Origin of the sequence: Kocuria sp. CNJ-770 (assembly GCF_001942375.1) — a bacterium.
Lineage (GTDB): Bacteria > Actinomycetota > Actinomycetes > Actinomycetales > Micrococcaceae > Kocuria > Kocuria oceani.
The window spans coordinates 130,606-152,471 of sequence record NZ_MKJW01000100.1; the positions used below are offsets into that span (position 1 = coordinate 130,606).

At 74.9% G+C, this 21,866-nt stretch carries 23 protein-coding genes and 1 pseudogene; 7 read left to right on the plus strand and 17 right to left on the minus strand.

What is annotated here, in order from left to right; genetic code table 11:
* Nucleotides 1-65: 65 nt before the first annotated feature.
* From BJF77_RS11330 to BJF77_RS11380, 11 genes are all read right to left on the minus strand, one after another.
* The gene (locus BJF77_RS11330) at nt 66-305 is read right to left on the minus strand and encodes a hypothetical protein (RefSeq protein ID WP_047801641.1); all 240 of its coding nucleotides are present in this window, start codon (nt 303-305) and stop codon (nt 66-68) included.
* Nucleotides 306-424: 119 nt separating this feature from the next.
* Nucleotides 425-1,201 (minus strand): urease accessory protein UreD, encoded by a 777-nt coding sequence (locus BJF77_RS11335; protein ID WP_255396231.1) that lies wholly within the window; start codon nt 1,199-1,201, stop codon nt 425-427.
* Between the two features lie 131 nt (nt 1,202-1,332).
* The gene (ureG, locus tag BJF77_RS11340; RefSeq protein WP_047801642.1) at nt 1,333-1,986 is read right to left on the minus strand and encodes an urease accessory protein UreG; all 654 of its coding nucleotides are present in this window, start codon (nt 1,984-1,986) and stop codon (nt 1,333-1,335) included.
* A gap of 72 nt (nt 1,987-2,058) precedes the next feature.
* Entirely contained in the window at nt 2,059-2,772 is a 714-nt protein-coding gene (locus BJF77_RS11345) for an urease accessory protein UreF (RefSeq protein WP_047801643.1), read from the minus strand.
* Nucleotides 2,753-3,241 carry an urease accessory protein UreE gene (locus BJF77_RS11350; RefSeq protein ID WP_047801644.1) on the minus strand — a complete coding sequence of 163 codons (489 nt, stop codon included), beginning with the start codon at nt 3,239-3,241 and terminating at the stop codon, nt 2,753-2,755. Before BJF77_RS11350 ends, BJF77_RS11345 begins: the two co-directional genes overlap by 20 nt.
* 54 nt (nt 3,242-3,295) lie before the next feature.
* A complete protein-coding gene (gene ureC / locus BJF77_RS11355) occupies nt 3,296-5,008 on the minus strand; it encodes an urease subunit alpha (protein ID WP_075872221.1) in 1,713 nt (570 codons plus the stop codon).
* Nucleotides 5,005-5,349, minus strand: coding sequence for an urease subunit beta (locus BJF77_RS11360; RefSeq protein WP_047801646.1), 345 nt, complete (start codon nt 5,347-5,349; stop codon nt 5,005-5,007). The genes ureC and BJF77_RS11360 overlap by 4 nt, the downstream gene beginning before the upstream one ends.
* Before the next feature lie 25 nt (nt 5,350-5,374).
* Entirely contained in the window at nt 5,375-5,677 is a 303-nt protein-coding gene (locus BJF77_RS11365) for an urease subunit gamma (RefSeq protein ID WP_047801647.1), read from the minus strand.
* A gap of 223 nt (nt 5,678-5,900) precedes the next feature.
* Entirely contained in the window at nt 5,901-6,443 is a 543-nt protein-coding gene (locus tag BJF77_RS11370) for a hypothetical protein (RefSeq protein ID WP_047801648.1), read from the minus strand.
* A 193-nt stretch (nt 6,444-6,636) separates the two neighbouring features.
* Complete coding sequence (locus tag BJF77_RS11375) at nt 6,637-8,220, minus strand: thiamine pyrophosphate-binding protein (protein ID WP_047801649.1); 1,584 nt, start codon at nt 8,218-8,220, stop codon at nt 6,637-6,639.
* Nucleotides 8,217-9,710: a sodium:solute symporter gene (locus BJF77_RS11380; protein WP_047801650.1), complete on the minus strand. Its 1,494-nt coding sequence runs from the start codon at nt 9,708-9,710 to the stop codon at nt 8,217-8,219. Before BJF77_RS11380 ends, BJF77_RS11375 begins: the two co-directional genes overlap by 4 nt.
* 165 nt (nt 9,711-9,875) lie before the next feature.
* On the opposite strand from BJF77_RS11380, the gene BJF77_RS11385 reads away from it, so the two are divergent.
* The 4 genes from BJF77_RS11385 to BJF77_RS11400 all read left to right on the plus strand — a co-directional run bounded on the left by BJF77_RS11385 (nt 9,876) and on the right by BJF77_RS11400 (nt 13,685).
* A complete protein-coding gene (locus tag BJF77_RS11385) occupies nt 9,876-10,442 on the plus strand; it encodes a helix-turn-helix domain-containing protein (protein WP_047801651.1) in 567 nt (188 codons plus the stop codon).
* Between the two features lie 70 nt (nt 10,443-10,512).
* Complete coding sequence (speB, locus tag BJF77_RS11390) at nt 10,513-11,574, plus strand: agmatinase (protein WP_075872222.1); 1,062 nt, start codon at nt 10,513-10,515, stop codon at nt 11,572-11,574.
* Nucleotides 11,571-12,794, plus strand: a complete 1,224-nt coding sequence (locus BJF77_RS11395) for a PLP-dependent aminotransferase family protein (protein ID WP_047801653.1) — start codon at nt 11,571-11,573, stop codon at nt 12,792-12,794. Before speB ends, BJF77_RS11395 begins: the two co-directional genes overlap by 4 nt.
* Nucleotides 12,795-12,932: 138 nt before the next feature.
* Nucleotides 12,933-13,685: a GAF and ANTAR domain-containing protein gene (locus tag BJF77_RS11400; protein ID WP_075872223.1), complete on the plus strand. Its 753-nt coding sequence runs from the start codon at nt 12,933-12,935 to the stop codon at nt 13,683-13,685.
* A 35-nt stretch (nt 13,686-13,720) separates the two neighbouring features.
* Here the strand turns inward: BJF77_RS11400 and BJF77_RS11405 are convergent, their stop codons facing one another.
* The 3 genes from BJF77_RS11405 to BJF77_RS11415 form a co-directional block, all read right to left on the minus strand.
* A complete protein-coding gene (locus BJF77_RS11405) occupies nt 13,721-14,947 on the minus strand; it encodes an NAD(P)/FAD-dependent oxidoreductase (protein ID WP_075872224.1) in 1,227 nt (408 codons plus the stop codon).
* Nucleotides 14,948-14,957: 10 nt separating this feature from the next.
* Complete coding sequence (locus BJF77_RS11410; RefSeq protein WP_075872225.1) at nt 14,958-16,130, minus strand: type III polyketide synthase; 1,173 nt, start codon at nt 16,128-16,130, stop codon at nt 14,958-14,960.
* A 137-nt stretch (nt 16,131-16,267) separates the two neighbouring features.
* Entirely contained in the window at nt 16,268-16,879 is a 612-nt protein-coding gene (locus BJF77_RS11415; RefSeq protein WP_075872226.1) for a malonic semialdehyde reductase, read from the minus strand.
* A 113-nt stretch (nt 16,880-16,992) separates the two neighbouring features.
* Between BJF77_RS11415 and BJF77_RS11420 the strand changes: the two genes are divergently transcribed.
* Both BJF77_RS11420 and BJF77_RS11425 read left to right on the plus strand, forming a co-directional pair.
* Nucleotides 16,993-17,370 (plus strand): hypothetical protein, encoded by a 378-nt coding sequence (locus tag BJF77_RS11420; RefSeq protein WP_075872227.1) that lies wholly within the window; start codon nt 16,993-16,995, stop codon nt 17,368-17,370.
* A gap of 185 nt (nt 17,371-17,555) precedes the next feature.
* On the plus strand, nt 17,556-19,175 hold the full coding sequence (locus BJF77_RS11425; protein ID WP_075872228.1) for a S8 family serine peptidase: 1,620 nt from the start codon (nt 17,556-17,558) through the stop codon (nt 19,173-19,175).
* Between the two features lie 126 nt (nt 19,176-19,301).
* On the opposite strand, the gene BJF77_RS11430 is transcribed toward BJF77_RS11425, so the two are convergent.
* From BJF77_RS11430 to BJF77_RS21795, 3 genes and pseudogenes are all read right to left on the minus strand, one after another.
* The gene (locus tag BJF77_RS11430; protein WP_075872229.1) at nt 19,302-19,859 is read right to left on the minus strand and encodes a TspO/MBR family protein; all 558 of its coding nucleotides are present in this window, start codon (nt 19,857-19,859) and stop codon (nt 19,302-19,304) included.
* 3 nt (nt 19,860-19,862) lie between these two features.
* Nucleotides 19,863-20,414, minus strand: coding sequence for a hypothetical protein (locus tag BJF77_RS11435; protein WP_053004965.1), 552 nt, complete (start codon nt 20,412-20,414; stop codon nt 19,863-19,865).
* Between the two features lie 70 nt (nt 20,415-20,484).
* Nucleotides 20,485-21,099 (minus strand): annotated as a pseudogene (locus BJF77_RS21795) (glycosyltransferase); the annotation flags it as partial.
* Nucleotides 21,100-21,222: 123 nt separating this feature from the next.
* Here BJF77_RS21795 and BJF77_RS11445 point away from each other — a divergent pair.
* The gene (locus BJF77_RS11445; RefSeq protein WP_075872230.1) at nt 21,223-21,837 is read left to right on the plus strand and encodes a MarR family winged helix-turn-helix transcriptional regulator; all 615 of its coding nucleotides are present in this window, start codon (nt 21,223-21,225) and stop codon (nt 21,835-21,837) included.
* Nucleotides 21,838-21,866: the final 29 nt, after the last annotated feature.

Below are 21,866 nucleotides of genomic sequence, written 5' to 3' on the forward strand. Positions count from 1 at the left end.
GGCACGAACCGCGCCCGGTGCGCGGGCCCGGGTGTCGCGGGGTCCCGGGGCTCCGGTGGACCGGCTCAGGCGGCGGGACGCAGCGGGCAGCGGCGCAGGCGGTGGTCCCGGAGGGTGGCCAGGCGCGGGATCCCGGTGCGGTCCTCCAGCAGCCAGAGCACCCCCAGGTGGGGTGCCACCTGGCTCACGGTGCCGGTGCAGCGCAGCTTCCGGTGCTCCCACACCTCGATCCGGTCGCCGGGCGCCACCCGGGACAGGCCCAGGATCCAGCGGGCGGGCGCAGTGGTGGGGCTGGGCGCGGTCATGGGCCCCCCTTCCGGGTCGTGCGGCGGGACCCTCCCATCCTCGGCCCCGGATGTGGCCGTGGCGTTACCGGGCGGTTGAGATCGGATGTCCTCTCCCGGACGGCGGGCGGGTCCCGTCCTCAGTACTTGCGCAGCGCCACGCGCCCCTGTCCGGTCCACCGGCTCCGCAGCAGCGCGGAGACGTCCAGCAGCAGTTCTGTCAGCTCCGCGGAGCCCGGTCCCAGGGCGCGGACCACGAGCCCCGGCACCGGCAGCTCGGAGACCCCGCAGCGCAGCAGCGGCAGCCGCCGCTCGGCGGCGGCGAGCAGCTCGTGGACCTGTTCGACCAGGGCGCGGTCCACCCGCGGGTCCACCACCAGCAGGGAGCCCAGGTGCGTGCGGCCCTCCAGGAAGCCGAGCCCGGCCACGGCGTCCTCGGCGGGGCGCAGGCGGAGGTTGTCGAGCACCACCGTGGTCCCGTCCATCACCACCTCGGTGCGCAGGGCCACGCCGCGGTAGCGGAAGACCGTCCCGTCCGGCGCCCACCCGGGGGTGACGACCTCGCTCGCCACGAGACAGGCCGAGGGGTCCATCGACACGGTCGTGGACTGCACGTAGTCGGCGTCCTCGTAGGCGATCAGCTGGTCCGGCAGGTACTCGAGCACCGCCCCGGGGCCGAGCGTGAGCCGCACGTCCTGGCGGGCCGGGGCGGCCGGGCTGCGGTACACCTTGGTCGCCGACTGGGTGGTGACCAGGGCGGTGCCGGCGGCCTCCACCGCGATGTCGAGCTCGTAGCGGTCCCCGCCGAGGTAGCCGCCGCCGGGATTGACGACGACGAAGCACGGCTGCCCCGACCCGTCCAGGCGGTGCGGGCGCAGCACCCGCAGGGCCCCGGCGTGGAACTGGCGGACGGCCACGGTGCGCCCCCCGCGGGGCGCGAGGACCAGCGCGAGCCGCCCGGTCGGGGCGGGAGCCCCCGGCCCGGGGTCCGGCCCAGGTCCCGGCACGCGTCCGGGACCGGCCGCGGGGGCCGTGGGCGCGGCCGCGGTCACCGGGCCATGTCCAGCATCAGCACGTCGTGCCGGATCCACGCGAGGATCCGCTCGAGGCCCTCGTCCGTGCGGAGATTGGTGAAGCAGAACGGCCGGTCCCCGCGGAACACCGCCGAGTCCGCGGCCATGACCTCCAGGTCCGCCCCGACGTGCGGGGCGAGGTCGATCTTGTTGATCACGAACAGGTCCGCCCGGATCATGCCCTGCCCGGCCTTGCGCGGGATCTTCTCGCCCTGGGCCACGTCGATGACGTAGATCGAGAAGTCGACCAGCTCGGGGCTGAACGTGGCCGAGAGGTTGTCCCCGCCGGACTCGACGAACACGAGCTGCAGGTCCGGGTGCTCGGCGCACAGCTTCTCGATCGCGGCCTCGTTCATCGAGGTGTCCTCACGGATGGCGGTGTGCGGGCAGCCGCCGGTCTCGATGCCCACGATCCGGTCCAGGGGCAGCACCCCGTTGCGGGCCAGGATCTTGGCGTCCTCGATCGTGTAGATGTCGTTGGTGATCGCGGCCATCGAGACCTCGTCGATCAGCGCCCGGGTGACCCGCTCCACGAGCTGCGTCTTGCCGGCGCCCACGGGCCCGCCCACGCCGATGCGCACGGGCCCGCGGCCGGTCGGGGTGGTGGGGGCGGAGGGAACGGTGGTCATGGGAACTCCTGGGTCGGTGCGGTCGGTGCATTCGGTGCGGTCGTGTGGCGGGGCGCCGGTCCGGTCGGCCGGTCAGGACATGAACATCCGGGCCCGCTGCCAGGCGTGGCGCATCTGGGCGATCTCCAGGCCGGGGCCGGTCGCCCCGACCTCCTCCTCGGACATGCGCCCGATCCGCTCGACCCCGCGGGCCACGTCCTCGTGCAGGGCGCGCAGGACCCGCTGGCCCGCGGTCTGGCCGAGGGGGATCCCGCGCACGGCGTTCTGGGTCAGCGAGGTGGCGGTCGAGAAGAGGTACGCGCCGGCCAGCTGCTCCCAGGCGACGCCGAGACCGGCGCCCACGAGGGCGAAGGCCACCGCGGGACTGCCCCGGCTGGTCCCGGCGCGCTGCCGGTCCGCGTAGGCCAGCAGCCGGGGGGAGGGGAAGTTCTCCGCGCCGATCTCGGTCATCCGCCGGCCCATCGCGGACGCGGCGTCCCGCACCTGGACGGGCAGGGCCTGGGCGGCCAGCAGCTCGTCGGCGCGCCACACGGCGTCGTCGTCCTCCGCCGTGGCGACGGCCCGCACGGCCCAGCCCTCGGCGGGCACCACCTGGTGGTGCAGGCAGTGCCGCACCCAGGCGAGGAAGCCGGGCTCGTCGCCCACGGTGCCGTCGTCGAGATAGGTCTCCAGGCCCAGGGAGTGGGCGAAGGCGCCGGTGGGCAGCGCGGAGTCGCACAGCTGCAGCACGGCCAGCATCCCTGCAGCGGCAGCGGGGGCGGCGGGATCAGTGGGTGTGCTCGGCATGGCGGAACGGGACCTCCATCTGCCGTTCGACGCGCGCGAAGCGCACCCCGGCCTCCTGCAGGTAGGTCTCGGCCGTGTGGTCGTACTGGAGCACCATGAGGCCGTCGTGCCCCGGCAGCTCCGCGACCTCGGCGGCGGGGCCGAGGAACTGGGCGGGCAGGTGCCGGTTGCCCAGCGCGTGCGCCACGCGGCCCATCTGCTCGATCGTCGCCGGTGCCACGACCAGGACGTCGGTGGGCAGGGTCGAGACCACCACTGCGTTGCTGCCCTCCCGGTGCAGGATGTCCCCGTCCTTGAGCTCCCGGCGCTCGGCCAGGCGCAGGCCGAGCTCGGTGCCGTGGTCGGTCACGACCCGCTGGACGCGCTTGCGCAGCTCGGGCCCGGCGAGGGCGACCCGCTCCAGGTGCAGGCCGGCGCGCTCCTGCTCGGTGAGCTCGGCCAGGTTGCCGAGGACGGCTTCGACGATCACGGGTGCAGGTCCTCTCGGGGAGTACGTGGAAGTGCGGGGCGGCCGGCGGGCCGGTCAGAAGAGGAAGTAGCGCTGGGCCATGGCCAGTTCCTCGGCGGGCTCGCAGGTGACGAGCTCGCCGTCGACCCGGACCTCGTAGGTCTGCGGGTCCACCTCGATCCGCGGGGTGGCGTCGTTGTGCCGCATGTCCTGCTTGGTCAGTCCCCGGATCCCGCCCACCGGCAGCACCCTCTTGCGCAGGCCCAGGCGCTCGCCGACGCCCGCCTCGACGGCGGCGCGGGACATGAAGGTGATGGAGTTGGCGTGCGGGGCGGTGCCCCGGGCCCCGAAGGCGTCGCGCATCAGCTGCGGCTGCGGGGTGGGGATGGAGGCGTTGGGATCTCCCATGAGGGAGTGCACGATCTGACCGCCCTTGAGCACGAGGTGCGGCTTCACCCCGAAGAACACGGGGTCCCACAGCACCAGGTCAGCGAACTTGCCGGTCTCCACCGACCCCACGACGTCGGCGATCCCGTGCGCGAGCGCCGGGTTGATCGTGTACTTGGCCACGTAGCGCCTCAGCCGCGCGTTGTCCCCGCGGCCGGTCTCCCCGGGCAGGGGGCCGGTGCGCCGCTTCATCTGGTCGGCGAGCTGCCAGGTGCGCAGCACCACCTCGCCCACGCGGCCCATGGCCTGGGAATCCGAGGAGGTCATGGAGAACACCCCGAGGTCGTGCAGGACGTCCTCCGCGGCGATCGTCTCGGGCCGGATCCGGGAGTCGGCGAAGGCGACGTCCTCGGGGATGTCCGGGTTGAGGTGGTGGCAGACCATGAGCATGTCCAGGTGCTCCTCGGCCGTGTTGCGGGTGTAGGGCAGCGTCGGATTGGTGGAGGACGGCAGCACGTGGGGCAGCGAGGCGATGCGGATGATGTCCGGGGCGTGCCCGCCGCCGGCGCCCTCGGTGTGGAAGGTGTGGATCACCCGGCCCGCGATGGCGGCCACCGTGTCCTCGAGGAAGCCGCACTCGTTGAGCGTGTCGGTGTGGATGGCCACCTGCACGTCGAAGGCGTCGGCCACGGCCAGGGCCGTGTCGATCGCCGCGGTGGTGGCGCCCCAGTCCTCGTGGATCTTCAGGCCCACGGCCCCGGCCCGGATCTGCTCGGCGAGCGGCTCCGGGGCGGAGGCGTGGCCCTTGCCGAGCAGCCCGAAGTTCATGGGGTAGTCGTCCAGGGCCCGGAACATCCCGGCGAGGTGCCACGCCCCGGGGGTGATCGTGGTGGCGTTGGAGCCCTCGGCGGGCCCGGTGCCGCCGCCGAACATCGTGGTGATCCCGGAGGACAGGGCGGTGCCGATCTGGTCGGCCCCGATGAAGTGGATGTGCGAGTCGATCCCACCGGCGGTGAGGATCCGGCCCTCACCGGCGATCACCTCGGTGGAGGCGCCGATGAGGACGTCCACGCCGTCCATGATGTCCGGGTTGCCGGCCTTGCCGATCGCGCTGATGCGCCCGTCGCGCAGGCCCACGTCCGCCTTGTAGATCCCGGAGGCGTCCAGGACCACCGCGTTGGTGATCACGGTGTCCACCACGCCGTCGTCCCGGGTGAGCTGGCCGTTGTGGCCCATGCCGTCCCGGATCACCTTGCCGCCGCCGAAGACCACCTCGTCGCCGGGGACCGTGAGGTCGCGCTCGACCTCGAGGAACAGCTCGGTGTCCGCCAGGCGCACCAGGTCCCCGGTGGTGGGGCCGTAGAGGCTGGTGTACTGGGCGCGGGACATCTCGTGGCTCATGGCTGCTCCTGCCCGGACGCGGCGCCGGCGGGGCGGTCGAGGGGGCCGTCGACCCGGTTGGCGAGGCCGTGCACCTCACGGCGCCCGGCCAGGGCCACCAGGCGCACCCGCTTGCGGTCGCCGGGCTCGAAGCGCACGGCCGTGCCGGCGGGGACGTCGAGGCGGAAGCCCCGGGCCGCGGCGCGGTCGAACTCGAGCCCGGGATTGGCCTCGGCGAAGTGGAAGTGCGAGCCCACCTGCACCGGGCGGTCGCCGCGGTTGACCACGTCCACCTCCGTGGTGGGCCGGTCGGCGTTGATCAGCACGGGCTCGGGCCGCAGGACGTACTCTCCGGGGATCACGGGCGCTCCTTCGGGGCCGGGCGGGTCAGCGGATGGGGTCGTGGACGGTGACGAGCTTCGTGCCGTCGGGGAACGTCGCCTCCACCTGGACGGACGAGATCATCTCCGGCACGCCCTCCATGACGTCCTCGCGGGCGAGGATCGTGGAGCCCCAGGACATCAGCTCGGCCACGGTCCGCCCGTCCCGGGCGCCCTCCAGCAGCTCGGCGGTGATCAGGGCGACGGCCTCGGGGTGGTTGAGCCGCAGCCCGCGGTCCCGGCGGCGGCGCGCGAGGTCACCGGCCACGACGACGAGCAGCTTCTCCTGCTCCCGGGGTGTCAGGTGCACGGCTCTCCTCGGGGACGGCGGACGTTCAGGGACAGTCGTCACGCTAGGGTCCCCGTGTTACGTGCGCGTGCCCGCCGTGTTTCGACGACGTGGCGGGCGCCGCCCGGGCCGCGCAGGAGTCCTCCCGTGCCGCCTCACGACGAGGGGCCGGGTGGTCCCGGAGCACGGTGCGTGCTCCGGGACCACCCGGCCCCTCGGTGCGGCAGTGCGGCCTGCCGGGTCCTCACTCCTCCTGCTGCGTCACGGTCACCTCGGTCGCCCGGACGTAGGACTCGCCCTCCATGTCGGCGAGCTCGTCCCCGAGGTCGGCGCCGAGGTCCTCCTCGGCGGCGGCCACGTCCAGCGAGGCCTGCAGGGTGCCGGTCACCTCGACCAGGGCGCCGTCCTGGAGCTCCGGCAGATCGGCGTCGTGCAGCACGAGCAGGGAGCCCAGCTCGACGTCGTTCGGGTCCGAGAGCTGCAGCGCGTTCGGTGAGACGACGTCCTCGACCTCGCCGGTGAGGGTCACCTCCTGGCCCTCGTACAGTGCCTGGTCGTCGTAGAAGTCCCGGTTGTAGGCGCCGCTGTAGGGAGCGATGGTGTCCGCCGGCGTCTCCCCGGCCTCCTGCGGGGCCGGCGAGGACTCCAGGACCTCGCTCTCCTGGACGTCCTCGATGTCGGTGCCCGTCTCGGACTCGCCGTTGCCGCAGCCGGCGAGTCCCAGTGCGGCGACGGCGAGCACACTGGCCGCGGCCCTGCGGGTGGTGGTGCGTTGATGCGTGTTCACGATGAGCCTCCTGGTGTCGGCCTGGTCCCAGGGTCGACGTGCGGTGTGCGTCCCCGGGTCGTGCTCCTCCACCGTAAGCAGGCTGTTGGCGCGCTCACAAGCCGCGACGGCCGATTCCGGGGGACTTCCACGAACCCTCGGGGAGCCTTCTGCGGCAACCGTGACCCGCGCGTGACGCACCGGCCGCGCCGGCTCAGAGGCGCAGGTGCACCAGGCTGGGGCCGCGCACCGCCAACGCCTCGACGACCGTCTCGGCCAGGGTCTCCTGCGTCGCCGTGAACCCCACGGCGCCGAAGGCCTCGGCGAGCGCCGGCCAGTCGGGCTGGCGCAGGTCCACGGCCAGCGGGTCGATGTCCCGGTCGGTCATGTTCTGCCGGATCTCGCCGTAGCCGCCGTTGTCCACGCAGACGATCGGCAGGTCCAGGCCCAGCTCCACGGCGGTCATCAGCTCCTGGATCGAGAACATCAGCGCGCCGTCGCCCACGAGGCACAGCACCGGCCGGTCCGGAGCGGCGAGCTTGGCCCCGATCGAGGCCGGCAGCCCGTAGCCCAGGGTCGCGTAGGTCCCCATGTAGAGCAGGGAGCGCGGGTGCCGGGCGCGGAAGAACGTGGTCGAGCCCAGATAGGTGACCTGGGAGGAGTCCCCGCCCACGATCGTGTCCTCGGGCACCACGGACATGATCGTCTCGTTGAGCGCCGCGAGCTCGGGCGCGGTGCGGCGGCCCTCGTCGTCGAGCCGGGCGAACACGTCGGCGAGGTCCCGCGGGGGCCGCGGCTCGAGCGGGCCGAGCGCCTCGATCAGCTGCGGGACCACGGCCGCGGAGTGGCCGGGCAGCTCGATGTCCGGGTCGAGGTTGCACAGCATCTGGTCCCGCACGATGTCCACGCGCACGATCGGCCCGGCCGGGGTGATGTCCCCGCCCCACAGCTCGGCCTCGCCGACCTTGGAGCCGATCACGAGCAGGGCGTCGGCCGCGCGCAGGAACTCGTGCGCGGTGGACAGGCGCAGGTCGGCGCCCAGGGAGAGGCGGTGCCGCTCCGGGATCGCGCCCTTGCCGTTGGTCGTGGTGATCACCGGCGCCTCGAGCAGCTCGGCGAGCTCCAGCAGCCGCTCCCCGGCGGCCAGCGAGCCGCCGCCGGCCAGGATGACGGGGGTGGCCGCCCCGCGCAGCACCTCGGCGGCACGGCGCACGTCCTCGATCGGGGCCGGCTGCGGGGCGCCCAGCCGGCGCGGGGCCACCTGCCGGTCCGTGTAGTCGAGCTCGGCCTCCAGCACGTCGAGCGGGATCTCGATGTGCACGGGGCGGGGCCGGGAGTGGGCGAAGTCCCGGAAGGCGTCGTGGACCATGGTCACGGCCTCGGCGCCGCTGGTGACCCGGCGGCTGCGGCCCACGATGGCGTCGACGGCCGCGGACGGGTTCTTCGTCTCGTGCAGCGAGCCGATGTCCCGGAAGTCGTGGCCCACGGGCCGTCCGGGGGAGAGGACGATCATCGGGCGGGACTCGGCGTAGGCGGTGGCCGCCCCGGACAGGGAGTTGAGCAGCCCCGGGCCGGAGGTCGTGATGACGACCCCCGGCAGCCCGGAGATCTGGCTCCACCCGTCGGCCCCGTAGGCGGCCCCCTGCTCGTGCCGGGTGGTGACCGCGCGGATGCCCAGCTCCCGCAGCGGGCGGTAGAACTCCAGCGAGTGGGTGCCGGGGATGCCGAAGACGGTGTCGACCCCGTAGCCGCGGAGGGTCTCCAGCACGGCGCGGGCCGTGGTGCGCCGGGGGCTCATGAGCGGGCCTCCGTCCGGCCGGCGGTTCCGGTGGGGTCCTCGGTGCCGGGGGCCCGGCGGGACGCGGCGATGCGCTCGTCCCAGTGCTGCAGCACCCCGGTGTGCGTGGGGCGGGTCAGCAGCGAGACCACCACGTAGACGAGGGCGGAGCTGAGCAGGCCCAGGTAGATGGGCGCGTTGGCCAGCACGCCGAAGACCGCCATGGACGCGACGGTCACCACGGAGCCCACGAGCATGGACAGGGCGGCCCCGAGGCCGGTGCCCCGGCGCCACACCAGGCCGCCGAGGATCGCGACGAGCAGCCCGCCCACCAGGATGTCGTAGGCGATCGTGAGGGCGGTGACGGTGTCGGACACGAAGATCGAGATCGCGGTGATCACCACGCCGAAGACGAGGACGTAGAGCCGGTCGCCGCGCAGCGCCTCGGCGGTGCCCTCCGGGGCCGGGGCGGCGTCGCGCCGTCCCAGGGACTTCAGGGTCGGCACGACGTCGACCCGCGCGACCGTGGCCGCGGCGATGAGCGCCCCCGAGGCCGTGGACATCATGGCGGCCACACCGGCGGCCAGCACGATCCCGCCCAGCCCGGCCGGGACGTACTGCTGGGCCATCGTGGCGAAGGCGTCGTCGGGGGAGGACAGCTCCGGGGCCACGGCCGCGGCGGTCATCCCGATGACGGCACCGGCCACGCCGTAGAGCGCCACGTAGGCGGCGGAGGTGAGCCCGCCCCAGCGGGCGACCCGCGGGGAGCGGGCGGTGAAGACGCGCTGCCAGATGTCCTGGCCGATGAGCATGCCGAACCCGTAGACCACGAACTGGGTGATGATCGCCTGCGTGCCCATGCCGCCCCAGGTGAAGAACGACGCGTCGAGCCGCTCGCCCAGGCCGGTCCAGCCGCCCGCGGCGGAGAGGGAGAAGGGCAGCAGGATCAGGAACAGCCCGACCGTCATGAACACGAACTGCATCATGTCCGTCAGCGTGATCGACCACATCCCGCCGAGCACGGAGTACGCCACCACGACCACGCCGCCGAGCAGGATCGCCCAGGTGCGGTCGAGGGGGAGCAGGACCGAGAAGATCGCCGCGTACGCGGAGGTGGAGGTCACCGAGAGCATCACCGTGTAGGCCAGCATCACGAACGACGACGCCTTGGCCCCGCCGCGCTCCCCGTAGCGCAGCTGCAGCATCTGGGAGACGGTGAACACCTTCAGCGACTGGATGCGCCCGGCGAAGAACAGGCTCAGCGCGGCCAGGCCCGTGGCGATCGCCACCACGAGCCACATGCCGGAGATCCCGTAGGTGTAGCCCAGGCCCACTCCGCCGACCGTGGAGGCGCCGCCGAGGACCACGGCCGCCATGGTGCCGGTGTAGAAGCCGGGGCCGAGCCGTCGCCCGGCCACCCGGTAGTCCTCCGCGTTCTTGGCACGCCGGCTGGCCCAGAGGCCCACCGCCACCATGGCGACCAGGTACAGCACGATGATCAGCACATTCATGGGTGTCACTTCTTCCTGGGAGCCCGAGGGACTTCCGCGGTCGATCGGCGAGTTTCTCAATGAGAAACAAAAGTTGTCTCACATAGTATGATGCAGATCATGTTTTGAGAACGGGTCCGGGGTGTTACGCCTGGTAAGACCGTCCGTGAGCGAGGAGCCGTCGCTGTGAAAGCCCTGCCCATCGAGAGCACCGGCCACTCCGCCGCCGTGGGGTCGCGCCTGCGCAACCACCGGCTGCGCAACCACATGACCATCGACCAGCTCGCCTCCGCCGCCGGCCTCACCAAGGGGTTCGTCAGCCGGGTGGAGCGGGACATCACGTCCCCCTCCGTGGACTCGCTGGTGCGCATGTGCCAGGTGCTGCGCATCGACGTGGGAGCGGTCTTCGCCGGCCCCGCCGACGTCGAGCTCGTCCGGCTCGCCGACGCCCCGCACGTGGACCTCGGCGGCCAGGGCATCGAGGAGCAGCTCGTCACGCCCACGGGCCAGCGCACGGTGCAGGTCATCCGGGCGCGGGTGGCCGCCGGGGGCCGCGGCGAGGAGTCGATGTACAGCATGGACTGCGAGACCGAGGTGCTGCACCTGATCAGCGGCCGGTTCCGGCTCATGGTCCCGGACCGCACCTACGAGCTCGAGGCCGGGGACACCGTGAGCTTCCCCGGCACCGAGCCCCACACCTGGGAGAACCCCGGCCCCGAGGAGGCCGTGCTGCTGTGGATCCTCGGCTCCTGAGCGCCCCGCCCGTTCCGCCCACCCGTTCCGCCCGCCCGTCCACCATCCCCCGTCGAGAGGACCGCACACCATGAACCCCGAGCGCATCACCACCACCGGCGACGACGGCACCCGCGTCGTCGGTCCCGTCAACGCCGCCCTCACCCCCCGCTGGGCCGGGCTGGGCACCTTCGCCCGCCTGCCGCGCACCGACGAGGTGGAGCACACGGACATCGCCGTGGTCGGCGTGCCCTTCGACGCCGGGGTCTCCTACCGGCCCGGCGCCCGCTTCGGCGCCAACCACGTCCGGGAATCCTCCCGCCTGCTGCGCCCGTACAACCCGGCGCAGAACGTCTCCCCGTTCGCCAGCAAGCAGGTCGCCGACGCCGGGGACATCGTGGCGAACCCGTTCGACATCGGCGAGGCGATCGACGCCATCGAGGCCCAGGCCAAGGAGCTGATGGGCGAACGCACCCAGCTCGTGGCCATCGGCGGCGACCACACCATCGCCCTGCCCCTGCTGCGCGCGGCCCACTCCCGCCACGGCAAGGTGGCCCTGCTGCACTTCGACGCGCACCTGGACACCTGGGACACCTACTTCGGCGCCGAGTACACCCACGGCACCCCGTTCCGCCGCGCCTGGGAGGAGGGCCTGCTCGACACCGACGCCGCCTGCCACGTGGGCACCCGCGGGCCCCTCTACGGCACCGAGGACCTCGACGACGACGCCCGCTTCGGCTTCGGCATCGTCTCCTCCGCCGACGTCATGCGCCTGGGCGTGGACGCCGTCGTCGCGCACCTGCGGGAGCGCGTCGGCGACCGCCCGCTCTACGTCTCCCTGGACATCGACGTCCTGGACCCGGCCCACGCCCCCGGCACCGGCACCCCGGAGGCCGGCGGGATGACCAGCCGGGAGGTGCTGGAGATCCTGCGCGGGCTGCGCGGCACGAACGTGGTGGGCTGCGACGTCGTCGAGGTGGCCCCCGCCTACGACCACGCGGAGCTCACCGGGGTGGCGGCCGCGCACGTGGCCTACGAGCTGATCACCCTGCTCGCCATGGGCCCCGGCGCGGCCCCCGACGGGCCCGCGTACGGGCTGGCCGGGCACGTCTACGGGGCCGCCGCGCCGGAGGCCGGGCAGGGGCAGCGGTGACCGGCGGCGCGGCCGCGACCCGCCGCACGGGCTCCGTGCCTCTCTTCGCCCACCGCGCCGAGGAGTTCCGCCCGTCCCCGGTCCGGGCGGTGTTCGAGATCGCGATGCAGCCCGGGATGATCTCCCTGGCCGGCGGCAACCCGGACATGAGCGCGCTCCCGCACGAGGTGGTCGCCGGCATGGCCGCCCGGATCCTCGCCGAGCGCGGGCCCGAGGTGCTGCAGTACGGCTCCGGGGCCGGCATCGGGCGGCTGCCGGAGCTGGTCGTGGAGCTCATGGGCCTGGAGGGCGCCGAGATCGCCCCGGACCGGATCCAGATCACCGCCGGCTCCCAGGCCGGCCTGGACCTGGTGACCAAGCTGTACTGCGACCCGGGGGACGTGGTGGTCGCCGAGGGCCCCACCTACGTGGGCGCCCTGGGGGTGTTCGGCAGCTACGAGGTCGACGTCGAGCACGTGGACGTCGACGACGACGGGCTGGACCCCGAGGCGGTGGCCGAGCGGCTCGACGCGCTGCGGGCCGCCGGCCGCACCGTGAAGTTCGTCTACACGGTCCCGAACTTCTCCAACCCCACGGGCGTGACGACCCCCGAGGAGCGGCGCCGCCGGCTCGTGGACGTGTGCGCCGAGCGCGGCGTGCTCGTCCTGGAGGACGACCCCTACGGGCTGCTCGGCTTCGACCGCGCCCACCGGCTGCCGTCCCTGTACTCCCTGGCCCCGGACACCGTGATCCACCTGGGCAGCTTCTCGAAGATCTTCTCCCCGGGGCTGCGGGTGGGCTGGATCGCGGCCCCGCCGGCGGTGCGGGGGCGGCTGCAGATCGCGGCCGAGGCCGTCACGATCCACCCCTCCGTGCTCAGCCAGGAGCTCGCGGCCGCGTACGTGGACAGCGAGCACTGGCGGCCGTCCCTGGACCGGGCCGTGGCGCTCTACCGCTCCCGCTGCGCCGCCATGATGGAGGCCCTGGAGGCGCACATGCCGGAGGGCGTGCGCTGGACGCGGCCGGCCGGGGGCTTCTTCACCTGGCTGGACCTCGGGCCGTGGACCGGGGACGGCGACCTGCTGCGGCGGGCCGTCGACCACGGCGTGGTGCTGGTGCCCGGCGGCGCCTGCTACGCCGACGGACGCCCCACCACGAGCCTGCGCCTGGCCTACTCGGCGACCCCGGAGGCGGAGATCGCCGAGGGGGTCCGGCGGGTCGGCGAGATGCTGCGGGGCTGAGGCCCCGCGTCCCGCCCCGGTGCGGCACGCACCGAGGCGGGACCCGCCCGCGCCCGGCTAGACTGGTCCGCAGCTTCAGCAGCGAGGCTTCCACCACCCCGGGGCATCCTCCGCCGGGGGCGATGCCTCGGAGCTGCTGTGATCCTTCCCCGCCCCCGCACCGACCTCCCCGAGCTGGGCGAGGTCGCCCAGGCCCTGACACGCCTGGGCGAGAGGCTGGAGGCCAGCCCCGCCGACTCGCTGGTCGACGCGGTCGTCCGGTGCGCGGTGGAGTGGGTGGACGGCGCACGCTGGGCCAGCGTCACCGTCCTGCAGCAGGGCAGCTTCCGGACGCTGGGCCACACCGGCCCCGAGGCCGCCGCCGCCGACGCCCTGCAGTACGACCTGCGGTCGGGCCCGTGCGTCGACGCGGTCCTGGACGAGAGCGTCCTCGTCTCGGGCAACCTCGCCCACGACGACCGCTGGCCCGGCTACGGGCCCCGGGTCGTCCGCGAGGTCGGCGTGACCAGCGTCCTGTCCCACCGGCTGCGGCTGATCGGGGACCCGGAGCTGATCGCCTCGCTGAACCTCTACTCGGACGCGCCGGACGCCTTCGACGAGCACGCGGTGTGGGCCGGGACGCTGCTCGCCACGCACGCGGGCCTGGGCATCTCCGTGGCGGTCTCCCACCGGCGGGCCGCCCACCTGGAGACGGCCCTGCGCACCAACCGGGAGATCGGGACGGCGATCGGCATCCTCATGGCCCGGCACCGGGTGACCCGCGAGCAGGCCCAGGAGCTGCTGCGGCTGGCCAGCCAGGACACCAACCGCAAGATGAGCGAGATCGCCGCCGAGGTCGTGCGGACGGGGGAGCTCTCCCTGCCCCGCCGGCCTCCGTCCGGCTCGGCCTGACCGGCGCGCCCGGCCGGCCCGGGGTGCCCCCGGGCTCAGGCGACGACCGCCTCCGCGGCCCGGCGCCCGGAGGCCAGGGCGCCCTGCGTCGACCCGGTGGTGCGGTGGTCACCGCACACGTAGAGGCCGTCGCCGAGCGCGGCGGGGCGGTCGACGACGCGCCCGGGAGGCTGCTCGGGCAGGGCGTCGCGGATCTCGTGCACGGTGAGCAGCTCCCAGGCGGAGGCGTCCGCCCCCCAGATCCGGCCCAGCTGGCGCCGCACGTCGGCCTCCGCGGGCAGTGCGGCGCCGCGCGGGAGGAGGGCGCTGGCCTGGACGAGGGCCCGGCCGTCCGGGGTGTAGCTGGGGGCCGCGTTGCTCACCACGGCGGTGTCGACGAGGGGCCCGCCGGTGCGCCCGGGCAGGACCAGGCACGCCAGCTCCGAGGGGGCGGACTCCGCGGCGAACCACCACGTGGCCTCGCCCTTCATCGGGGTCGCCGGCAGGTCCAGCAGCCCGGCCGCGGCCGGGGCCTCCGTGGCCACGACCACGGAGGGCGCCCGCCAGGTGCCGTCCCCGGCGCCCACGGACCAGCCGGTGCCGGTGCGCTCCAGGGCCCGGACACGGGTGTCCAGGACGGCGGGCGCGCGCAGCCCGTCGTGGATCCACTCCGGCAGCGCACCCATCCCGCCGGCCGGCAGGCCCGGGGTGCCGAGCAGGAACCAGCCCACCAGCTCCCGCACGAAGGCGGCGGAGGTGCGGCCCTCGTCCTCCAGGATCACCCCGGCCAGGAAGGGCTCGAGCACCAGGTCCCGCAGCGGACCGCGCACCCCGGCGCGGTCCAGGGCCTCGTGCCACGGCCGGTCGTGCTCCTCCTGCCGCCGCGCGCCGGGGTCCAGGCCGGGGGCGAGCCAGGCCAGCAGCGCCGGCAGCCGCCGCAGCTCCACGTAGGGGCTGCGCAGGGTCTCCACCAGGCGGCGGGGGACCCGCCGCGGGTCGGCCAGGACGTCGATCCCGTCCCCGTGGGGGATCCCGGCCGCCGCGTCGAAGGGCTGCAGGCCCAGGGCCGCGACCTCCACGCTGCGCCGCAGCTCGGTGTAGGCGGGGTTGAGCACCTGGAAGCCGCGGTCGCAGCGGAAGCCGTCGACCAGGTCGGTGCGCACGCGGCCCCCGACCCCGTCGGAGGCCTCGAGGACCGCGACGTCCAGGCCGTGCTGCTCGAGCAGGCGGGCGCACTGCAGGCCGGACAGCCCGGCGCCGACGACGATCACGTCATGGTCCACGAGGAGCCTCCTAGGGGGTCGGGACGGCCGTGGCCGAGTGGGCGTGCGCGGCGGGTGCCGCGGGGCGGGCGGGGATCGTGAACAGCGCCGACTCCACGGTCAGCCCGGGGCCGAAGGCCAGGGCGCACACGGTGCGGTCCTCGCCCGGCGGGGCCTCGTCGATCACCTGGCGCAGGACGTGCAGGACGGTCACGCTGCTCATGTTCCCGCGGGTGGCCAGCACGTCCCGGGACTCGCGCAGCGCCTCGGGGGCCAGGTCCAGCGTGTGCTCGAGCTTGTCGAGGATGCCCCGGCCGCCCGGGTGGAGGGCCCAGTCGGTGATGCTGGCGCGGTCCACGGCACCCTCTGGTCCCTCCAGCAGGGCCTCCAGGGCGGCGTGGATGTTGTCCTCCAGCACCTGCGGCACGGCCGCGCCGAGGATCATCTCGAACCCGGAGTCGCCGATGGTCCACGCCATCGCCTGCTCGCCGTCGGGGATGACGAGGGTGCGGAACCGGTCGAGCTGCAGCAGGGGCGCGCACCCGTCCGGGACCCGCGAGCCGATCAGGGCGGCGGCCGCGCCGTCGGCGAAGAGGGCGGCGCCCCGGATGGCGTCCGCGTCCCGGGCCGGGCGCAGGTGCAGCGTGCACAGCTCCACGGCCACGAGCAGCACCACCGCGTCCGGGTCCGCGGTGGCGATGGCCGCCGCCTGCCGCAGCCCGATCAGCCCGCCGTGGCAGCCCATGAAGCCGATGTGCGACCGGCGCGTGGCGGGGTTGAGCCCGAGGTCCCGCACCAGGTGGTAGTCGGGTCCGGGGGCGAAGAAGCCGGTGCAGGAGACGGTGACCACGTCGGTGATGGATGTGGGGTCGACCGCGGGGCAGCGGGCGAGCGCGTCCCGGGCGGCCGCGGCGAACAGGCCGGGGGCCTCCTCCATGTAGGTGCGGTTGCGGGCACCGGTGAGCGGTGCCCGGAACCGGCCGTCGCCGGTGATGTAGGGCGAGTCCTTCCGGGCGTCGTGGTCGACCAGCTCGGAGAGCACGGTGTGCCGGCGCGCGACCCCGGAGGCGCCGAACACCGTGCGCAGCAGCCGGGCGTTGAGCCGGTCGGTGCCGGGCTGGGCCTGGTAGAGGTCCTGGGCGTCGGTCTGCTCGAGCACGTGCGGCGGAAGGGCCGTGCCGAGGGACAGGAGTGCGGGCGTCATCCCGTCCAGTATCCGTGCTGACACCGACAGCCGCCACGGAGGACGCGCGGAGCATGCGGGGAGGACGTGCAGGACCCGCCCGGGAGCGGACGGGCGGCCGGGCGGGGCCGCGGTCCGCGGACCCGCCCGGCACGGTCTCAGACGGTGGTCGTCGCGGCGTCGAAGTCCAGCCGCGGCAGCCGGTCGTGGCGCGGGGCGGCGGGGGCGCCGATGTTCACGACCATGAACGAGCGCAGGCCGGTGCCGGCGTGGAACGCCGCGTCCACCCCGGGGGCGTCGAAGCCGCCCATGGGGCCCGCGGCCAGGCCCACGGCCCGCACGGCCAGCACGAAGTACCCGGCCTGCAGGTGGGCGTTGTCCCGGCCCATCCGGGTGCGCAGCTCCTCGTTGCCGGCGAACATCGCCTGGTTGCCGGCGGCGGGCGGGAACAGCGCGGGCAGGTGCTCGTGCCAGTCGGTGTCGTAGCTGAGCACGGCGACCGCGGGGGCGCCGGCCGTCTTGGCCCGGTTGCCCTCGGCCAGGAGGGGGAGCAGGCGCTCCCTGGCCTCCGCGGAGCGGATCCAGGTCACGCGCAGCGGCTGGATGTTCATGGCCGTGGGGCCCATCCTGGCGAGGTCGAAGATCGCGCGCAGCTGCTCGTCGCCGACGGGCTCGTCGAGGAACTCTGAGGCGGTGCGGGCCTGGTGGAAGAGGAGGTCGGCGGAGGGGGCGTCGAGGACGGCCCGGTCCTGGAGGGCGTCGGTGGTCATGGGGGTTCCTTCCCGGTCGGCAGCATTTGCTGTACGTGTCAACAAAATCGGAGGCGGATGCATGCCCGGCGCCGCCGTGCTGTGCGTCACGGCCGGGCCGGTAGGGTGGGCCCATGTCCTCCCCTCCGGCCGCCGCCCGCCGCGCCCTGCTCCTGGGCGGGTCCCTGACCGGGATGGGGGTCCTGCACCTCGCCTGCCCGGCACCCTTCGACGGGCTGATCCCCCGGGTCCTGCCCGGCCCCGCCCGGGCGTGGACCCTGGGCTCCGGCGTGGCGGAGCTGGGGGTCGGTGCGCTGCTGCTGCACCCGCGCACCCGTCGCAGCGGGGGCTGGGCCGCGGCGGCCCTGTTCGTGGGGGTGTGGCCGGGCAACGTCACCATGGCCTGGCGCGCCCGCCGGGCCTCGCCGGCGCGGCGGACCGCGGCGATCGTGCGGCTGCCGCTGCAGCTGCCGCTGATCGGCGCGGCCCTGCGCGTGGCCCGGGAGGCCTGAGCGCCGCCACCGCGCCCCGGCCGGCCGCGTTCGCATTCGGTCACACGCGCGCCCCCTCCCTACGCTGAGCACAGCACAGGAGTGGGGGCTCCGTTTCCGCAGGGGGTCGTTCCCGCTCCAGTTCATCGGGGGGTGGAACCGTGTGCTCCGTGCTGCCTCCCGCCCGACCGGCCGGAGGAACTTCCGTGACGCCCACTCGCAGCACCACCGTCTCCCTGGCACTGGCTGCCGCTCTCGCCCTCGTCCCGCTGGGCGCCGCCGGTGCGACCGCGCTCCCGCAGCCCGGTCCGGCGGCCGCGCCCTCCGGCGCCGCGCCGGCGGAGGCGACCGACCGCGTCGTCGTGAAGTTCCGCGACGGAACCGTTCCGGAGGACCTCCGGGACGACGTCTACGCGCAGGCAGCGGCGCGCGCCGGGAGCGGTGGGCTCGCCGAGACCACGACCACCGCGGACGGCGCCCAGGTGCTGCGCACCGGCGGGTTGCTCGCCGGTGCCGAGCTCGAGGCCCTGACCACGGCCCTGGCGCAGGACCCCGCCGTGGAGTACGCGGCGCCGGACTCGCTGGCCGCCACGGCCGCCGTGCCGAACGACCCCTCCTACACCGCCCTGCAGTGGAGCCTGTGGGACGACCCGGCCGGGCTGGGCATGCCCGCCGCGTGGGACCTGGCCACCGGGGCCGGGCAGACCATCGCCGTGGTGGACACCGGCATCACCGCGCACCCGGACCTGGACGCCAACGTCCTGCCCGGCTACGACTTCGTCTCCACGGCCGCGAACGGGCGGGACGGCGACGGATGGGACGCGGACCCGTCCGACGAGGGCGACTACCCGGACGCGGTCCTGTGCCCCGCCAGCCCCATGCCGACGACCTCCACCTGGCACGGCACCCACACGGCCGGCATCGCCGCGGCCGACGCCGGCAACGGGCAGGGCATCGCCGGGGTGGCCCCGGACGCCCGGATCCTCCCCGTGCGCGCCGTGGGCGCCTGCAGCCTGGGCTACATCACCGATGTCGCCGCGGGCATCACGTGGGCCAGCGGCGCCGCGGTGCCGGGCGTGCCCGCCAATCCGAACCCGGCCACGGTCATCAACCTCAGCCTCGGCGTCCCGGGGCAGTGCCCGCCGGTCCTGCAGGCGGCCATCGACGAGGCCCTGGGGCGCGGGATCCCCGTGGTCGTGGCCGCCGGGAACCAGGGCGTGGACGCCGCGCAGTCGGCGCCGGCCAACTGCGCCGGGGTCATCTCGGTCGCCGCCACGGACGTCTCCGGCGCGCTGGCGACCTACTCCAACTTCGGCTCGGTGACGCTCGCCGCGCCCGGCGGCGACCCGTACGCGCAGATCGTGTCCACGGGCAACGCCGGGGCCCAGGCGCCGGCCGGACCGGCGTACACCGAGCGCAACGGCACCTCCATGGCCGCGCCGGCCGTCTCCGGCGCCGTGGCGCTGCTCCGCGAGCGGTCCCCGGAGCTCGGCGTGGAGGGGATCCGCGCCGCGCTGACCGGCACGGCGCGGCAGGCCCCGGGCGGCTGCGCCCCCGGCTGCGGCGCCGGCATCGTGGACCCCGTCTCCGCGCTGATCGAGGCGCAGGGCGGTGAGCCCTTCAGCACCGGCGGCGGCATCGGCGCCCTGCACGGGCAGATCGCGGCGACCGCGGGTGAGCCCCGCTCACGGGAGCTGTGCGCGCTCGGCGGGACCCCGTGCTTCCAGGAGTTCGCCAACGGGTGGATCGTCTGGAGCGCCGGCACGGGCGCCCGCTGGACCTCGGCCCTGCCGGCGCAGTGGTGGATGATCGGCGCCGGCGGCTGACCGCCCGCCCGGCGGCGACGTGCACCCCGCGTCGACGTCGCCGCCGTGCTGCACGGGGCCGGGTCCGCGTCCCGGGGCGTCCCTCCCCGGCGACCCCTCCGGCCGGGCCGTCCCGGGTCCCCGCGCTCAGGCGTTGAGCCGGTGGATGCGGCCGCTGAGGACGGTCGCGAAGCCGCACCAACCGACGTAGGGCAGCAGCGCGGCGCCGAGCAGCGGACGCGCCTGCCCCGCGCGGCGGGCCAGATCGGCGGAGCTGGCCGTCAGCGCCGCCGCCACGACCGTGGCCAGGGCGGTGTCCTGCTTGCCGAAGAACACCCAGCTCCACCCCGCGTTGAGGGCGAGGTTCACGGTGAGCGCGGTGCGGTAGCCCCGGCGGCGCCGGACCGCGGCCGAGGGCGTGTCCCCGGCGCGGGGCCGGCGGATGACCCCGCCGCGGTCGTGCAGCCCGTGCCGCCCCGGGCACGTCCGCCGCTCCAGCTCGGTCAGCACCGCCGCGGACGTGACCGCCAGGTCGGCGTACAGCGCGGTCCACACCACGGGGAAGACCTCCGGAGGCGGCTGCAGGGCCGGCGTGCGCAGGTCCGCGTACCAGGTGCTGTCCACCCCCCGCGCGGTGGCGGCGGTGCCGGCCGCGGCGGCGGCCGCGGTCTGTGCGGAGGTCTTGAGCAGAGTCGTCCAGAACATGTGCTAGTCCGTTCCCTCGGCGGTCCCGTGCGGTGGGTCCACCCTATGCCGGGCCCAGGCGCCGAGGATCCCGGCCACCAGGGAGCCGGCGTTGCCGGCGGCCAGGTCCCCCATGGTGTCCGTGTAGCCGACCTGCACGCGCGGGTCGACCAGCGCGTAGCCGGCGAACTCCACGTACTCCCAGACCAGGGCGAGCGTGGTGCCGAGGGCGGTGACCAGCAGGACGTGGGTCACGGGCCCGGGCGTGCGCAGCCGGCCCCAGCGCTCGAGGGCGCGGAAGGCGAGCTCGGCCAGCACGGCGGTCGCCGCGAAGTGGACCACCAGGTCCCAGTGCTCCAGCCGCTCGTAGAGCAGGAACACGGAGCTCCACGCGGCGACCAGCAGGACCAGGTCCGTGGCCAGCTCCAGGAGCGCCGGCAGCCGGGCCCGCCAGGTGATCGTGATGGCCAGGCAGACGAGCATCATCACCGCGGCGCCCGCGATGTTGAAGAACACGGCCGTGAGCAGCACGGACAGCGGGCCCGCCCATCGGACCGCGAGCACGGTCCACCTCATGCGCCGCACCTGCCGGCGCGGTGGCCCAGGCGCGCCTGCCAGCGCTCCCACGGGCGCTCCTCGGCCCAGTTCACCCAGATCGTCCGCACGGCCCGCGCCAGCCGGCGGACGGCCGGCGCCCGGCCCGCAGCGCCCGCGGCGACATCCCCACCGTGAGCCCGGGCCGGTACAGGATGCGGCGCCCCGGGGCCAGCCGGAAGCTGAGGTCGAGGTCGTCGTGCAGCTCCGGGTCGTGGCGGTGGACCCGGTCCCGGACCTCGAGCCACCAGGACCGGCGCATGGCCATGTTGGTGCCGAACAGGGGCGGATGGCCCAGGGCCGAGGCCGTGCTGAGCACGTACAGGCCCATGTACAGCTCCGAGAGCAGCAGGCCCGTCCCGGGAGGCAGGCCCCGGAAACGGCCCGGCCCGGCGACGGCCACCGCGTCGGGGCAGGACTCCAGCGCGGCGAGCAGCCCGGCGATCCACTCCGGGCCCGGCACGGTGTCGGCGTCGCAGCGCACCACCACGTCCCCGTGGGCGGCGTCGTAGCCGGTGGCCGCGGCGGCGGGGATCCCGGGCCGGGCTCGGGCACCACGCGCGCCCCGGCCGCGCGGGCCACCTCCGGCGTGCCGTCGGCGGAGGCGTTGTCCACGACCACGATCTCGTCCGGGGGACGGGTCTGGGCGGCGACCAGGCGCAGGCACCGGGCGAGGTGCGCGGCGTCGTCGCGGGCGGGGACGACCACGGAGACGGTGGGGGCGGTCCGGTCCGGTCTCTGCTGTCCGTCATGGATCCATTCTGGCGCAGTGGCCGCCTAGAATCGGCACATGCAGGCCGACGAGGGCACGACGAGCACGCCCGGCGGCGCACCGCCGGAGCCGAGTGCGCACCGGGATCGCAGGGGGTTCGACGTCCTCTTCCTGCTCCAGCAATTCAGCACCGAGGCCGAGCGCTACGCGGACCAGGTCCGGCGCCGCTACGGGCTGGCGCACAAGGACGTCCACGCCCTCAACGAGGTGATGCAGGCCAACCGGGAGGGGCGCCCGGTGCGGGCCGGGGACATCGCCCGCCGCCTCGTGCTCAGCGGGTCGGCGACCACCACGGTCATCAAGCGCCTGGTCTCCGCGGGGCACATCGTGCGCTCGATCGATCCGCGCGACCGCCGGGAGGTGAGCCTGCGGGCCACCGAGCACGCCTACCGGGCCGGCCGCGAGATGTTCGCGCCGATGACCGAGGAGGTCCTGGCCGTGTTGGACGACTGCGGGGACGACGAGATCGAGGTCCTGCGCCGGCGCCTGCCCGAGCTCACGGACGCCGTGCGCCGGGCCGGGCGGCGCGCCGCGGAGGGCGGGCCCACGGCGCCGGCCGCAGCGGCCGCGGCGGCTGGAGCGGCAGCGGGAACGGTCCCGCCGGCACCCGGCCCGTCCGCCGCCACGGGATGACCCGGGCGAACGCTTCGACTTTCGAAGGA

Coding starts and splice junctions, on each gene's coding strand:
- BJF77_RS11330 (WP_047801641.1), bottom strand. CDS start 305: ATGACCGCGCCCAGCCCCACCACTGCGCCCGCCCGCTGGATCCTGGGC.
- ureG (WP_047801642.1), bottom strand. CDS start 1,986: ATGACCACCGTTCCCTCCGCCCCCACCACCCCGACCGGCCGCGGGCCC.
- BJF77_RS11345 (WP_047801643.1), bottom strand. CDS start 2,772: ATGCCGAGCACACCCACTGATCCCGCCGCCCCCGCTGCCGCTGCAGGG.
- ureC (WP_075872221.1), bottom strand. CDS start 5,008: ATGAGCCACGAGATGTCCCGCGCCCAGTACACCAGCCTCTACGGCCCC.
- BJF77_RS11375 (WP_047801649.1), bottom strand. CDS start 8,220: ATGAGCCCCCGGCGCACCACGGCCCGCGCCGTGCTGGAGACCCTCCGC.
- BJF77_RS11380 (WP_047801650.1), bottom strand. CDS start 9,710: ATGAATGTGCTGATCATCGTGCTGTACCTGGTCGCCATGGTGGCGGTG.
- speB (WP_075872222.1), top strand. CDS start 10,513: ATGAACCCCGAGCGCATCACCACCACCGGCGACGACGGCACCCGCGTC.
- BJF77_RS11410 (WP_075872225.1), bottom strand. CDS start 16,130: ATGACGCCCGCACTCCTGTCCCTCGGCACGGCCCTTCCGCCGCACGTG.
- BJF77_RS11415 (WP_075872226.1), bottom strand. CDS start 16,879: ATGACCACCGACGCCCTCCAGGACCGGGCCGTCCTCGACGCCCCCTCC.
- BJF77_RS11420 (WP_075872227.1), top strand. CDS start 16,993: ATGTCCTCCCCTCCGGCCGCCGCCCGCCGCGCCCTGCTCCTGGGCGGG.
- BJF77_RS11430 (WP_075872229.1), bottom strand. CDS start 19,859: ATGTTCTGGACGACTCTGCTCAAGACCTCCGCACAGACCGCGGCCGCC.
- BJF77_RS11435 (WP_053004965.1), bottom strand. CDS start 20,414: ATGAGGTGGACCGTGCTCGCGGTCCGATGGGCGGGCCCGCTGTCCGTG.
- BJF77_RS11445 (WP_075872230.1), top strand. CDS start 21,223: ATGCAGGCCGACGAGGGCACGACGAGCACGCCCGGCGGCGCACCGCCG.